The sequence below is a fragment of the Micromonospora sp. FIMYZ51 genome (assembly GCF_038246755.1).
In the GTDB taxonomy this organism is placed as follows: Bacteria; Actinomycetota; Actinomycetes; order Mycobacteriales; family Micromonosporaceae; genus Micromonospora.
Genome location: NZ_CP134706.1, coordinates 3516337 through 3528826, shown reverse-complemented (window position 1 = coordinate 3528826; position 12490 = coordinate 3516337). Strand labels below are relative to the sequence as shown.

Here is a 12490-nt window from a genome sequence, read left to right as displayed (position 1 = left end):
GGCCGGTCAGTCCTCCTCGGGCAGCGCCGCTTCGAGCCGGTCGAGCAGGTCGTCCAGGCGGTCGGCGAAGTCGGCGGGAAGCCGGCCGTCCTCGACCTCGTCCTCGATGCGGTCGCGTAGCTTCTCGATCCGCTTCTCCTGGTCCTTGGGCTTGCCCCGGGCGAGATCGGTCAGATCCTTGCGGAGCCGCTCCGCAGCCTTGCGGTCGATGTCGCCGACGAGTTGCGCCTCCGCGAGCAGGGTGACGAACTCGGCGGCGGCCTGCCGAAGGCTGACCGGCTCCGGGTCGGCCGTCGACGGGCTGGGCCGAGGTGCGGCCGGGCTGGCCGAGGTCGGCGCCGCAGCCGCAGCGGCCGGCGCGCTACCGGCGGTCCCGCCCGGTGACGATGCACCGTCGCCGTTGCCCCGGGCGAGCACCACACCCAGCCCGACCAGCAGCGCCAGGCCGGCCGCGACCAGCGCACCGGTCGGTGGGGCGTACCGCCGCCGTTGCCGGCCGACGCCGCGCCCGGCGCGGGCGGGCCCGGCCGCCACCGGCGCGGACGCCGACCAGGGACGGGCGGGCTCGGCCGCCACCGGCGCGGACGCCGACCAGGGACGGGTCGTGGCTCGCGCGGAACCGGGGCCAGCGAACGTCGAACCGCCGGGCGCGGTCGCGGGGTCGAGGGCGGTCGCGGCGACGTCCGTGCCAGGCCAGGTGCCGGCGCGGTCCACGAGGGTCGGCGGCTGCGCCGATGCCGACCGGCTCGCGGTGGCATCCGCCGGGTCGGCCGGCGCGGAGATCGGCAGCATGGCGGTGAACGGCCCCGCCGTGTCGGCCGTGGCGGCCCGGAGCCGGGCGGCCACCTCGCCGGCACCCGGCCGCCGGGCCGGATCCGGGTCGAGGCAGGCACGCACCAGTTCGGCGACGCCGGTGGGCAGCCCCGGCACTCGCGGCGGCGGCACCGGCGGCCGGCGGGCATGCACCAGCACGGCCTCCTCCCAGCTGCGTACGGGCAGCGGAACGTCACCGGTCAGGGTGCGGTGGAGCAGTACGCCAAGCGCGTACACGTCGCTGGCCGGATTCGGCGCCCCGGCGCGCAACCGCTCCGGCGCGGTGTACGCGGGCGTACCCATCATCGGTTCGCTGCTGGTGCCGGCGGACTGCGGGCCGGCGAGCGCGGCGATGCCGAAGTCGAGCACCTTGGCGCCGGTCTCGGTGAGCATGACGTTGCCCGGCTTGATGTCCCGGTGCACCACCCCGATGCGGTGTGCGGCGGCCAGCGCGGCGGCGACCTCGGCGGCCGTCCGCAACGCGGACGGCCAGGGCAGCGGGCCCTCGGAAAGCCGGTCGGCGAGGTTACGCCCGTCGACCAGTTCCATCACCAGGTACGGCACGGTGCCGCCGTCGAGCGTCGCCTCGCCGTAGTCGTACACCTGGGTCACGTGGGGGTGGGCCAGCCGGGCTGCGGCGCGGGCCTCCCGCCGGATCGCGGCGCGCAGGTCTGGATCGACGGCGAACGTGCCGGCGAGCACCTTCACCGCGACGGGCCGGCCCAGCACGTCGTCGTCGGCACGCCACACCTCGGACATCCCGCCGAGGCCGATGCGGTCGTGCAACACGTAGCGGTCGTGCAACCGTAGGTTGGGGGTTAACGGCGACATCAGCGTCCAGTCTGCCTGGTCGCCCGGCCGGCCCACCAGTCGCCCGGCCGGTCCAGCAGCCGCCCCGGTCGGTCCACCACACCCGCCCCGGTCGGCTGCCGATTGTTAATAAGGGGCCCTTTTACCACGCTAGGCGTTAATAAGGGGCCCTTCCTTGCACGGCAGCGGGGCGGGTTGGATCTGGTCGGCCAGGCGGTGCAGGGCCGTGGCGGCGAGCCGGCGGACGCCGGCCAGTGGCGTGGTGCGGGGCGGGTCGGGGCGGACCGGCGCGTCCGGTCGCGCGGAGGTGACGTGCCGCGTGACGGCGTCGACGGCGAAGATGAAGCCGGTGGGCTGTTCCATGGTCAACTCCTCAGGGCTGGTCCGCTGCTGGTGCGGACGATGAGCGTGGTGGGCAACAGGATCTGACCCGCTGAGGCGTCCGCAGGCGGGTCGAACAGGAGCTCGGCGGCCGAGCGCCCCTTCTCCTCGCCGGGTTGGCGCACGGTGGTCAGTCCGGCGGCGGCGGCCTCGGCGATGTCGTCGAAGCCGGTCACCGAGATCGTCCGGTCCGCCCCGCCGGCCGCCGCGAGCGCGTCGAGCGCCCCCAGGGCGAGCACGTCGGAGCAGGCCAGCACGGCGGTCGGTGGCTCGTGGCGGGCGTCGAGCGCGCGTACCGCCGCGGCACCGGCGGCCCGGTCGTTGTCGGCCGCCGAGAGGATCGTCAGCTCGGGCCAGCCGACGCCGACCGTGGCGAAGGCGTCGGCGAAGCCGGCGAGCCGGTCGCGGGTGGTCGGATGCGGTACGTCGGCGACGTCGGCCACCCGCAGCCGGCCGACGGCGTCGGGCAGCACGTCGTGGCCGAGCAGGGCGACCCGGCGGTGACCGAGACCGGCCAGGTGTTCGGCGACCGACCGGGCGGCGGCGCGCTCGTCGATGCCCACCCATCGGTCGCCCGCCCGGGGACGCGAGGAGGTGGTGACGAAGGGCATCCCGCGACCCCGGATGGTGTCGATGATGCCCTCTTCGTCACCGGCGCAGTAGACGCAGAAACCGTCGACGGCGGCGTTCTCCACCGCCGTGCGGGCACCGGCCGGGTCGGTGGGCAGTGGCACGAGCAGCAGGCTGCTGCCGTGCCGCTGCGCCGCCTCGGCGACCCCGGTGAGGAACCGCAGCGCGAAGGGGTCGGTGAAGGCGTAGGAGAGCTGCGAGGTGAACAGCACCCCGATGGCACCCACGAAACCGCGGCGCAGCGAGCGGGCGGTCGGATCGGGTCCCGGGTAGCCCATCTCGCGGGCGGTGTCGAGGATCCGTCGGCGAAGGTCCGCCGACAGTTGGTCCGGGCGGGAGTAGGCGTTGGAGACGGTGCTGCGCGAGACACCAACGGCCTCGGCGACGGCCCGCAGGGTCGGTTTCATCGGCCCCTCCCCTCTTCTGGATCGATCCAGTCTGAATCGATCCAGAGATTAGCCGCACAGCGCGAAGGATGTCAACGCAGATGATTGGACGGCACCGCCGCGCGGCACCGTCCGGGCAGCTCAGCGGGGCTGGAGAGTCACGCGGATTCGACGTCGGCGATGATCCGCTTGAGGATGTCCGGAGTTCGCTCCGGCGGCTCGGCCTCGACGCAGAGTCGTTCCATGGCCAGTGCGTAGAAGTCGAGATCCTCGCGCTTGTCCAGATAGAGCGCGCTGGTCAACTGCTCGATGTAGACGATGTCCGGTAGGTCCTGGTCACCGAAGCGCAGGATGGTGAAGGCACCCCCGGCTGCGGCGTGCCCACCGGCGGCGAACGGGATCACCTGCAACCGGACGTTCGGCGTCCGGGTGGCCTCGAGCAGCGCCTCCAGTTGGCCACGCATCACCTGCGGGCCACCGATCGGACGGCGCAGCGCCGCCTCGTCCACCACCGCCCAGAGCCGGGGCGGGCGCGGCCGGCGCAGCAGCTCCTGGCGCCGCATCCGCAGGTCCACCCGGCGGTCGATCTCCGTCGGGTCGGCCCCGGAGTGGCCGAGCAGCACCACGGCCCGGGCGTACTCCCGGGTTTGCAGCAACCCCGGAACGAACTGGACCTCGTAGCTGCGGATCAGCACCGCCGCGGCCTCCAGGCCGAGGTACGACTGGAACCACGACGGCAGCACGTCACCGTAACGGTGCCACCAGCCCGGACTGTTGGCGTCCCGGGCCAGCTTGAGCAGCGCGGCGCGCTCCTGCTCGGCGGTGACGCCGTAGAGGGTGAGCAGATCGGCGACGTCGCGCTCCTTGAAGCCGACCCGACCCAGCTCCATCCGGCTGATCTTCGATTCCGAGGATCGGATCTCCCAGCCGGCGCTCTCCCGGGTGACTCCACGCGACTCGCGCAGCCGGCGCAACTGCGCGCCCAGCAGCATCCGCAGCACGGTCGGCCCTGCCGCCGGGCCCTGCTCGGCGGAAACCATCGTCACCTGCCGTCCTCCGCATGTCATCCGGTGGGCCGAAACCGGCGAACCGGCCCGACCGACCTGTAAGCATGCCATGAACCATCAGTGAGGTGAACCTCCATCCCGTGCGCGGCGATTCCCGCAGATGGGATGTCGGGTCAGCTGATCAGATGATCGAAGTCTCCGTCCCGGGCCCCGCGCACGAACGCGGCGATCTCGTCCACGGTGTAGATCAACGCCGGCCCCTCCGGGTGTCGGGAGTTGCGCATCGCGATCCCCGCACCGCCGGGCAGCTCCGCCAGTTCGACGCAGTTTCCACTGGGATTGCTGCGCCGGCTCTTCTGCCAGGCGAGCGGAGGCAACTGGGGTACGGGAACACCGTTCGGCGGCTGCTGCATGGGTGCGTGGTTCTCTCCGGTAGGCGCGCCGGTGCGTGGGGAGGAGCGGTCGCGGCACAAGGGACGGTGTCGGCTCGATGATTCTGCACGTGCATCTGCTATTGCATCTGCATTGGACAGCGAGCATGATAGCGCATGTGAGCGGTGCGCATCCGCTCACATTCTGTTACGTGAACCTGGCCGCCACCAGGGGAAACGAGGTGTCTGGCAGCGCTGGACGGTGCGCCGGGGGCGAAGGGAGGGGTCGGTGCCGGATCCGCTTACCGTCGCGTCCGGCATCTGCGCCGCGGGTGCCCTGCTCTCCTCCTGGCAACTGGGTCGCCGGGCGGTACGCGCCGAGGCGGAGATCGGTCGGCTCCGCGCCGAACTGGCCGCCGAACGACACGCGGCCAGCCACGATCCGCTGACCGGCCTGCCCAACCGGCGGGCCTTCTACCGTCTCGCCGCGGCGCTGCTCACCGACGGCACCGGCCGCCCGCTGGTCGCGGTGGTGCTCGACCTGGACGACTTCAAGCAGATCAACGACCGGTATGGCCACTCGGCCGGTGACCACGTCCTGATCCACGTCGCCCAGCGGCTGGCCGCCTTCGCCGGTGACAACCCGGTGGGGCGGCTCGGTGGTGACGAGTTCGCCGGGCTGCTGGCCAGCCCCACGCTCGACCGCAGGTGGATCGACCAGGCCACCCGACGGCTCTACGACATGCTCGCCGCGCCGATCCCGCTGGGTGGGTTGACCCTGCGGGTGACCGCCTCGGTCGGGTTGGCACCGGTGCAGGGGACCCAGCTCAGCGAGGCGCTCGACCGCGCCGACGCGGCGATGTACGAGGCCAAGGGGCTCGGGTCGGGCCGGAGCGGCCGGGCGCTACGCGACACCGCGTACCTCGCCGAGTGCTGACGACAGGGACGAACACGCCGTGCGGGCGCGCCCCGGCGAGGCACCGCCTCAGCTGACTCAGTGCCAGCCGTAGCCAGCACGCAGGGCCTGGCTGACCCGGTCGAACCGGGTCCGGTCCAACACCGCGCCCTCGCGCCGGATGGCGTCCTCGCGCATCGTCAGCACCCGGTCCAACCGCACCCAGCTGGGCCGCTTCTCCCGGTCCCACTCGCCGGGGCCGAGGGCCAGCCAGTGCCGCTCGCCATCGCGGTCCCGCTGGCTGGACAGCATCAGCCCGAACAGCGTCCGGCTCTGCCGGCCCACCACCAGCACCGGCCGGTCCTTGCCCTGGCGGGGGTCGTCCTCGTAGGACACCCAGGTCCAGACGATCTCACCCGGGTCGGCCTGCCCGTCGGGCTCCGGAGCGTACGACAACTCGCGGCGCTGTAGCGCGTTGACCTGGCGGGGCCGCGCGACCCGGGCCGGGGTCGGCCCGGCACGCCGGGGGGTCGGAATCGCCGCGCCGACGCGGGCCGCCATACTCCGCAACAGACCTGCCACGGCGGGCAGCCTAACGGCCGTCGCCGACCCCGCGTCCGGCAGGGGCTCCCGTCCGGGCCGGCTACCGCCCGCCGGGTCCGGCCAGCGGGTCGGTCGAACCGTCGGGGGTGGTGGGCAGTCGGGCGACCATCTCCTGGAACTCGTCGACCGTGACCGCCTCGCGCAGCGTGCCGAAGACCGCCGCCGCACCGATGCCCGCAGTCCGCTCGTCCACCCCGGCCCGCTCGCCGACCCGGCGCAGGAACTCCTCCGGCCCGTGCGGCGCGCCGGTGTCGAACTCGGCCGGCAGGTAACCGGTCGGGTCGGTGCTTGGGCCGGTGGGGTCGGTGCTCGGGTCGGTCATCCGCTCCACCACGGTCTGCAACACCGCCCGGCAGACCGCCGCGGCCAGGTCGGGCGGCAGGCCCGAGCGGCGGGACACCGCGTCGACGAAAAGGGGAAACCGCACGTCGCCCTCCGTTCGTCAGCGCCGCGCTGGTTACCCCCGCCCGGCCCCGGCAAACGGACCGGCCCCACCGGCGGAAGCCGACCCGTACCGTTGGCCCGTGCCCACCGTTGTCGACCCGAGCACCCGGTCCGCCTCGTACCGGCTGGCCCGGACCAGCACCGAGGTGTTCGCGCCCGCCGTGTTCGCCGCGCTGCTGCCCGTGGTGGTCGCCGTGCACAGCACCGCGCCGGCCCTCGCGGTGGGGCTCGGCTGGGGTGCGCTGGCCGTGCTGTTCTGCTCCGTCATCCCGTACGGGATCATCTGGTGGGGCGTACGACGTGGTCAGCTGACCGACCACCACATCGGGGTACGCGCCCAGCGCCGCCGGCCGCTGCTGCACGGGCTGGTCTCGGTGCTGGTCGGCCTGGCGCTGCTGGTGCTGCTCGGCGCGCCGCGCCCGCTGGTGGCCCTGGTGGTGGCGATGTTCGCAATCGTGGCCGCCATCGGCGCGGTCAACCAGGTCTGGAAGTTGAGCGCCCACGCGGCGATCTGCGCCGCCTCGGTGGCCGCCCTGGGCTACCTGTTCGGCCCGGCGCTCACCCCGCTGCTGGCCCTGATCGGGCTGGTGGGCTGGTCACGGGTTCGGTTGGGCGCCCACACCGTGGGCCAGGTGATCGCGGGTACGCTGCTCGGTCCGCTCGTCGGCGCCCCGATCTTCATTCTGCTCGGCTGAGTTCGGCGCGGCCGGCACGAACCGGTAACCCAGGCCGCGTACGGTCACGATCATCGGCGGCTGCCTTCCGTCCAGCGCGAGCCGCCGCCGCAGCCGCTTGATGTGCACGGTGAGGGTGTTCGACGTGTCGTCGGCGATCCCGCCCCAGACGGCAGCCAGCAACTGTTCCCGGGTGACCGTCCGCTCGGCGTGACTCATGAAGAAGTACAGCAGCCGGAACTCCTTCATCGGCAGGGCCACCAGCCGCCCGTGCAGGTGCGCCTCGAACGTCGACGGGTCCACCCGCAGCCCACCGAGTTCGATCGGCGGGTCGAGCGCGGCGGCGCCGTCCGGGCGGATCGCCCGCAGGATCGGCAGCACCTCCTCGGCCCGGTACGGTCGCCGTACGCCGGCCGTGGCGCCCGCCTTGAGGCCGGCCGCCGCCGTCCCGCCGTCGTCGTCGCCGACCCCGACCACCGTCGGAATACCGGCCCGACGGGCCAGCAGCCGCACCAGTTCGGTGCTGTTCATGCTGGCCAGCCCGGCGGCGACCACCGCCGCGTCCGGTTGCAGGGCGCCCGCGGCGAGCAGGGCCTCGGCGGCGTGCGGGTAGTGGTGTCCGCGTACCCGGTGCTCGGCCAGCTCGCTCACCAGCGCGGCGCCGACGCTCTCGTCGTCGTCCACCACGAGCAGCACGAAACGTCCGTCGGACCGACGGTCACCCGGGGCGGCCCCGACGAGGTTGTTCATCGCGTACCGGTTCCGGTTCCGGCTCAGCCGAAGCGGCCGGTGATGTAGTCCTCCGTACGCTTGTCGGCGGGGTTGGTGAAGAGTTTGCCGGTCTGGCTGAACTCGACCAGCCGGCCGTGCCGCACCTGCTGCTCGTCCACCTCGGCGGTGAAGAACGCGGTGTAGTGGCTGACCCGCGCGGCCTGCTGCATGTTGTGCGTGACGATCACGATCGTGTAGTCGTTCGTCAGCTCGAACATGAGGTCCTCGATCTTCGCCGTGGCGATCGGGTCGAGCGCCGAACAGGGCTCGTCCATCAGGATGACCTCCGGCTTGACCGCGATCGTCCGGGCGATGCAGAGCCGCTGCTGCTGGCCGCCGGAGAGCGCCAGGGCGCTCTTGCGGAGCTTGTCCTTGACCTCGTCCCAGAGCGCGGCCTGGGTCAGCGCCTCCTCCACGTGGTCGTCGAGGCGGCCCTTGATGCCGTTGATCCGCAGCCCGTAGGCGACGTTGTCGAAGATGGACTTGGGGAACGGGTTCGGCTTCTGGAACACCATGCCGATGCGTCGGCGCACCTGGATCGGGTCGACGTCCCTGGCGTACAGGTCCTGGCCGTGGAAGAGGACCTCGCCGCTGACCCGGGCCCCGGGAATGGGGTCGTTCATCCGGTTCAGCGCCCGCAGCACCGTGGATTTCCCGCAGCCGGACGGCCCGATCATCGCCGTGACCTGGTTCTGCTGGATCGGCATCGTGGTGCCGCGGACCGCCTCGTAGCTGCCGTAGTAGACGCTGACGTCGTGCAGCTGCATCACCGGCGCGCCGGCGGCCTCCGCACCGGAGGCGGTGGTGCCGGCCGCGTGCACCGCGACGGACGGGCGGGTGGTCAGGTCGGTGTCGTTGCTGGCCATGTCAGCGCTCCTTGATGGCGAACCGGCTTGAGATGAATCGGGCGATGATCGTGAAGCCGAGCACGATCACGATGAGCGTCAGGGCCGCCCCCCAGGCCCGGTCCTGGGCGGCGGGGAACGAGGTGCTGGCGTTGCGGAAGATCTGCGCCGGCAGCGCGGTGTTGGAGCCGCTGAACAGGTTCCAGTTCGGTGCGAAGACGATGCCGGTGACGATGATGATCGGCGCGGTCTCGCCGGCCGCGCGGGCGACCGCCAGCAGCGAGCCGCTGGTGATGCCGGAGATGGCCGCCGGCAGCACCACGGTGAGGGTGGTCTTCCACTTGCGGGCCCCAAGCGCCATGCTCGCCTGCCGCAGCTCGTCCGGGACCAGCCGGAGCATCTCCTCGCTGCTGCGGATCACCACCGGCAGCATCAGGCAGGCCAGGGCCAGCGCACCGGCGAAGCCGGTCTGCTCGCCGACGAGCAGCACCCAGGAGATGTAGATGAACAGACCCATCACGATCGACGGCACGCCGGTCATCACGTCGGCCATCAGCCGGATGATCCGGGCCAGCGGTCGCTGCTTGCCGTACTCGTTGAGGTAGACCGCGCCGAAGACGCCGAGCGGGATGGCCATCAGCGCGGCCATCCCGGTGATGACCAGGGTGCCGACGATCGCCGGTGCCATCCCGCCGCCCTCACGACGGTACGAGTTCGGGATGTCCTCGGTCAGGAAGGACAGGCTCATCACCCCGCCGCCCTTGCCGATGACGGTGTACGTCACCAGGGCGAGCGGGACGACGGCGAGCAGCACGGCACCCCAGATGGCGGCCGTGGCGAGGTGGTTGGTGAAGCGGCGGCGGCCGGAGAGGGCCGCCCGGGTCAGGTCGGGACCCCTCGGGGCCGAGCGGGTGGCCGGTGGTGCGGCGACGGTCACGCGACGCTTCCCTTCATCCGGGCCTCGGCCCGACGGACGACCGTCTGGGCGAGCACGTTGATCAGCACCGTCATCGCGAAGAGCACGACGCCCAGACCGATCAGGGCCGCGGTGAAGGTGCCGGTGGACTCACCGAACTGCTGCACGATGACGGCGGCCATCGAGTTGCCGGGGGCGAACAGGTTGGCGGTGATGTTCGTGGCACCGCCGATGACCAGCGCCACCGCGATGGTCTCCCCCATGGCCCGGCCGAGGCCGAGCATCACCGCGCCGACCACGCCGCCGAAGCTGTGCGGAAACACCGCGCCCCGGATCATCTCCCAGCGGGTGGCGCCGAGCGCGAGGGCGGCGTCCTTGTCGGCGCGCGGGACGGTGCTGAACACCTCACGGGTGATCGAGGTGATGATCGGCGTGACCATGATCGCCAGGATGAGGCCGGCGGTCATGAAGTTGCGGCCACTGCTCACCGGACCGAAGAGGTTACCGAGCACCGGAATGCCGCCGAGAATGTCGTGGAACGACTTGTAGACCGGGACCATGGCGGGCGCGACGACCAGGATGCCCCAGAGTCCGAAGACCACCGAGGGCACGGCGGCGAGCAGGTCGATCACGGTCACCGCCGGTCCGCGCAGCCGGCGCGGCGCCAGCTCGGTGAGGAACAGCGCGATGCCGACCGACACCGGCACCGCGAAGATCAGGGCGATCAGCGATGAGATCGCCGTGCCGTAGGCGAACGACAGCGCGCCGAAGATGGCCTCGCCGGTCGCCGGGTTCGGGTCCCAGATCCGCTCGGTGAGAAAACGCAAACCCATCGCGTCGAACGCGGGCCACGCCTCCCGGACGGTGGTGATCAGGATCAGCCCGAGGATCGCCAGCACCAGCAGGCCGGTACCGAGCGTCCACCAGGAGAAGATGCGGTCGCCGACGGCGCTGCCGTCGCGCTGGGTCAGCGTCGACCGGGAGGGGGACTTGTTCGTCAAGGTCATCTTCACTCCAGCTCAGGGACCCCGCCAGGGACGGGATCGTGTGATCCCGTCCCTGGCCGGACCGCCGTAGCGATCTTGTTCCTGATCAGCCCTGGATCTTGTCGACCTGGGCCAGCGCCTTCTCCTTGAGGGAGGCCGGCAGTGGCGCGAAGTCGATCTCCTTGGCCAGCTCCTGGCCGTCGTTGAGCAGGTAGGTGAGGAAGCCCTTGACCAGCTCGGCCTTGGCGGCGTCGCCGTACGAGGTCTGCACGATGATGAAGGTCGGCGCGGTGATCGGGTACGAGGTGGCACCGGCGGCGTTGAGCGGGTTGTAGCTCAGGTCGTCGGCGATCTCGGCACCCTCCAGGCCGGCGGTGGTGCCCTCGAGCGTGGGCTCGACGAACTGGCCGTCCTTGTTCTTGATGGCGGCGAACTTCAGGCCGGTGGCCTTGGCGTCGCTCAGGTCCACGTAGCCCACGGCACCATTGGTCTGCTGCACGATCTGCGCGACGCCGGTGTTCTTCTCGCCACCCTGGGTGCTGGCCGGCCAGGCCACGGTGTCACCGCTGCCGAGCTTCCAGGTTCCTCCGGCGGCTGCCTCCAGGTACTTGGTGAAGTTGCTGGTGGTGCCCGAGCCGTCCGAACGGTGCGCCACGACGATCGGGGTGTTCGGCAGCTCGACTCCCGGGTTGTCCGCCTTGATGGCCGCGTCGTCCCAGGTCTTGATGTCGGTCTGGAAGATCTTGGCGAGCGTCTCCGGGCTGAGCTGGAGCTTGTCGACGCCCGACAGGTTGTAGGAGACGGTGATCGGCGCCGCCACCGTCGGCACGTAGAGGAACGAACCGGCGGCCACGCCGTCGGAGTCCTTCACCAGGCTGTCGGTGCCGGCGAAGTCGACCAGGCCCTCACCGAACTGCTTCTTGCCGGTGCCCGAGCCGGTCGCGTTGTAGGTGACGGTCACGCCGGAGGCCTCGCCCTTGAAGGCTTCGATGACCTCTTGGTAGTACGCGTCCGGGAAGCTGGCGCCGGACGCCTTCAACTCGCCGGACAGGTTCGCGTAGGCGCTGTCGCCGCCGTTCGCGACCGGCTCTGTGCCGTTGTCGTTGCTACCACAGCCGGTAAGCGCGAGCGCGGCAAGCGCGACGCCAGCGAGGACGCGCCGCGAAAGCACGTTGCGGTTCACCAGGTAAGCCTCTCTATCGGGGTGCATCAGCCCGTCCGGGCCGTACGCGAGTCAAGCTAGGAGGCGTAGGTAGCCGGACTCCCGGCTCCAGGTGAACGAAAAATGAACTTGGGGGTCAGAGCCGGATCGTTCCGGTGACCAGGAACACCACCTGCCGTGCGACGTTCACCGCGTGGTCGGCGTACCGCTCGTAGTAGCGGCCGACCAGGGCCAGGTCGATCGCCGACTCCACGCCGTACGGCCAGCCGGAGACGAGCAGCGACAGCAGGCGCTTCTCGGCGGCGTCCACCTCGTCGTCGTCGAGCCCGAGCTGGGTGGCGGCCAACTGGTCCCGGGTGGCCAGCACGACCGCGGTCTTCTCCGCCATCCGGGCCGCCGCCTCCGCCATGGTGGTCAGCACCGGCACCGCCGGCTCCGGGACCACGCCGACCGGATACCGCATCAGGACCACCTTCGCGATGTGCACGGCGAGGTCCCCCATCCGTTCCAGGGCGGCGGCGATCCGCAGCGCGCACACCACCAGCCGCAGATCGGAGGCGACCGGCTGGTGCCGGACCAGCACCTGCGGGACCAACGCCTCCGCCTCGGCCCGATGCCGGTCCAGCACGGCGTCGCCGGCCAGCACCGCCTCGGCGGTGGCCCGGTCGACGTCGAACAGGGCCGCGCTGGCACCCCGGATCGCCGCGCCGGCGTCCCGGCTCATCGTCGCCAGCACACCGGTGAGCCGGTCGAGCTGCTCGTCGTAGTTGTCCCGAGCCATCGCTCTCTCCCTCGC

15 protein-coding genes are annotated in these 12490 nt (G+C 71.7%); 2 read left to right on the top strand and 13 right to left on the bottom strand.

What is annotated here, in order from left to right:
- Positions 1-6: 6 nt before the first annotated feature.
- The 5 genes from QQG74_RS16005 to QQG74_RS15985 form a co-directional block, all read right to left on the bottom strand.
- Complete coding sequence (locus QQG74_RS16005; protein ID WP_341715569.1) at positions 7-1644, bottom strand: protein kinase; 1638 nt, start codon at positions 1642-1644, stop codon at positions 7-9.
- Positions 1645-1773: 129 nt separating this feature from the next.
- Positions 1774-1986: a hypothetical protein gene (locus tag QQG74_RS16000; protein ID WP_341715568.1), complete on the bottom strand. Its 213-nt coding sequence runs from the start codon at positions 1984-1986 to the stop codon at positions 1774-1776.
- A gap of 2 nt (positions 1987-1988) precedes the next feature.
- Positions 1989-3041, bottom strand: a complete 1053-nt coding sequence (locus QQG74_RS15995; RefSeq protein WP_341715567.1) for a substrate-binding domain-containing protein — start codon at positions 3039-3041, stop codon at positions 1989-1991.
- 137 nt (positions 3042-3178) lie between these two features.
- Complete coding sequence (locus QQG74_RS15990; RefSeq protein WP_341715566.1) at positions 3179-4066, bottom strand: helix-turn-helix transcriptional regulator; 888 nt, start codon at positions 4064-4066, stop codon at positions 3179-3181.
- A 134-nt stretch (positions 4067-4200) separates the two neighbouring features.
- Positions 4201-4440, bottom strand: coding sequence for a DUF397 domain-containing protein (locus tag QQG74_RS15985; protein WP_341715565.1), 240 nt, complete (start codon positions 4438-4440; stop codon positions 4201-4203).
- A gap of 247 nt (positions 4441-4687) precedes the next feature.
- Between QQG74_RS15985 and QQG74_RS15980 the strand changes: the two genes are divergently transcribed.
- Entirely contained in the window at positions 4688-5335 is a 648-nt protein-coding gene (locus tag QQG74_RS15980; protein WP_341715564.1) for a GGDEF domain-containing protein, read from the top strand.
- A 57-nt stretch (positions 5336-5392) separates the two neighbouring features.
- On the opposite strand, the gene QQG74_RS15975 is transcribed toward QQG74_RS15980, so the two are convergent.
- Both QQG74_RS15975 and QQG74_RS15970 read right to left on the bottom strand, forming a co-directional pair.
- Positions 5393-5875, bottom strand: a complete 483-nt coding sequence (locus QQG74_RS15975) for a type II toxin-antitoxin system PemK/MazF family toxin (RefSeq protein WP_341721086.1) — start codon at positions 5873-5875, stop codon at positions 5393-5395.
- A 61-nt stretch (positions 5876-5936) separates the two neighbouring features.
- On the bottom strand, positions 5937-6323 hold the full coding sequence (locus QQG74_RS15970; protein WP_341721085.1) for a DUF2267 domain-containing protein: 387 nt from the start codon (positions 6321-6323) through the stop codon (positions 5937-5939).
- A gap of 97 nt (positions 6324-6420) precedes the next feature.
- Between QQG74_RS15970 and QQG74_RS15965 the strand changes: the two genes are divergently transcribed.
- Complete coding sequence (locus QQG74_RS15965) at positions 6421-7035, top strand: phosphoesterase PA-phosphatase (protein WP_341721084.1); 615 nt, start codon at positions 6421-6423, stop codon at positions 7033-7035.
- On the opposite strand, the gene QQG74_RS15960 is transcribed toward QQG74_RS15965, so the two are convergent.
- The 6 genes from QQG74_RS15960 to phoU all read right to left on the bottom strand — a co-directional run bounded on the left by QQG74_RS15960 (position 6937) and on the right by phoU (position 12475).
- A complete protein-coding gene (locus QQG74_RS15960) occupies positions 6937-7764 on the bottom strand; it encodes a response regulator transcription factor (RefSeq protein WP_341721083.1) in 828 nt (275 codons plus the stop codon). The genes QQG74_RS15965 and QQG74_RS15960 overlap by 99 nt on opposite strands.
- A 23-nt stretch (positions 7765-7787) precedes the next feature.
- Entirely contained in the window at positions 7788-8651 is an 864-nt protein-coding gene (pstB, locus tag QQG74_RS15955; protein ID WP_341721082.1) for a phosphate ABC transporter ATP-binding protein PstB, read from the bottom strand.
- Position 8652: 1 nt separating this feature from the next.
- Positions 8653-9567: a phosphate ABC transporter permease PstA gene (pstA, locus tag QQG74_RS15950; protein ID WP_341721081.1), complete on the bottom strand. Its 915-nt coding sequence runs from the start codon at positions 9565-9567 to the stop codon at positions 8653-8655.
- Entirely contained in the window at positions 9564-10553 is a 990-nt protein-coding gene (gene pstC / locus QQG74_RS15945) for a phosphate ABC transporter permease subunit PstC (protein ID WP_341721080.1), read from the bottom strand. The genes pstA and pstC overlap by 4 nt, the downstream gene beginning before the upstream one ends.
- An 85-nt stretch (positions 10554-10638) precedes the next feature.
- A complete protein-coding gene (gene pstS, locus QQG74_RS15940; RefSeq protein WP_341721079.1) occupies positions 10639-11715 on the bottom strand; it encodes a phosphate ABC transporter substrate-binding protein PstS in 1077 nt (358 codons plus the stop codon).
- Positions 11716-11830: 115 nt separating this feature from the next.
- Positions 11831-12475, bottom strand: a complete 645-nt coding sequence (phoU, locus tag QQG74_RS15935; RefSeq protein WP_341721078.1) for a phosphate signaling complex protein PhoU — start codon at positions 12473-12475, stop codon at positions 11831-11833.
- Positions 12476-12490 lie beyond the last annotated feature (15 nt).

What these genes read in the sequence shown, in the direction of transcription:
- QQG74_RS16005 (WP_341715569.1), bottom strand. Translation starts at nt 1,644, where the DNA reads ATGTCGCCGTTAACCCCCAACCTACGGTTGCACGACCGCTACGTGTTG.
- QQG74_RS16000 (WP_341715568.1), bottom strand. Translation starts at nt 1,986, where the DNA reads ATGGAACAGCCCACCGGCTTCATCTTCGCCGTCGACGCCGTCACGCGG.
- QQG74_RS15995 (WP_341715567.1), bottom strand. Translation starts at nt 3,041, where the DNA reads ATGAAACCGACCCTGCGGGCCGTCGCCGAGGCCGTTGGTGTCTCGCGC.
- QQG74_RS15985 (WP_341715565.1), bottom strand. Translation starts at nt 4,440, where the DNA reads ATGCAGCAGCCGCCGAACGGTGTTCCCGTACCCCAGTTGCCTCCGCTC.
- QQG74_RS15960 (WP_341721083.1), bottom strand. Translation starts at nt 7,764, where the DNA reads ATGAACAACCTCGTCGGGGCCGCCCCGGGTGACCGTCGGTCCGACGGA.
- pstB (WP_341721082.1), bottom strand. Translation starts at nt 8,651, where the DNA reads ATGGCCAGCAACGACACCGACCTGACCACCCGCCCGTCCGTCGCGGTG.
- pstC (WP_341721080.1), bottom strand. Translation starts at nt 10,553, where the DNA reads ATGACCTTGACGAACAAGTCCCCCTCCCGGTCGACGCTGACCCAGCGC.
- phoU (WP_341721078.1), bottom strand. Translation starts at nt 12,475, where the DNA reads ATGGCTCGGGACAACTACGACGAGCAGCTCGACCGGCTCACCGGTGTG.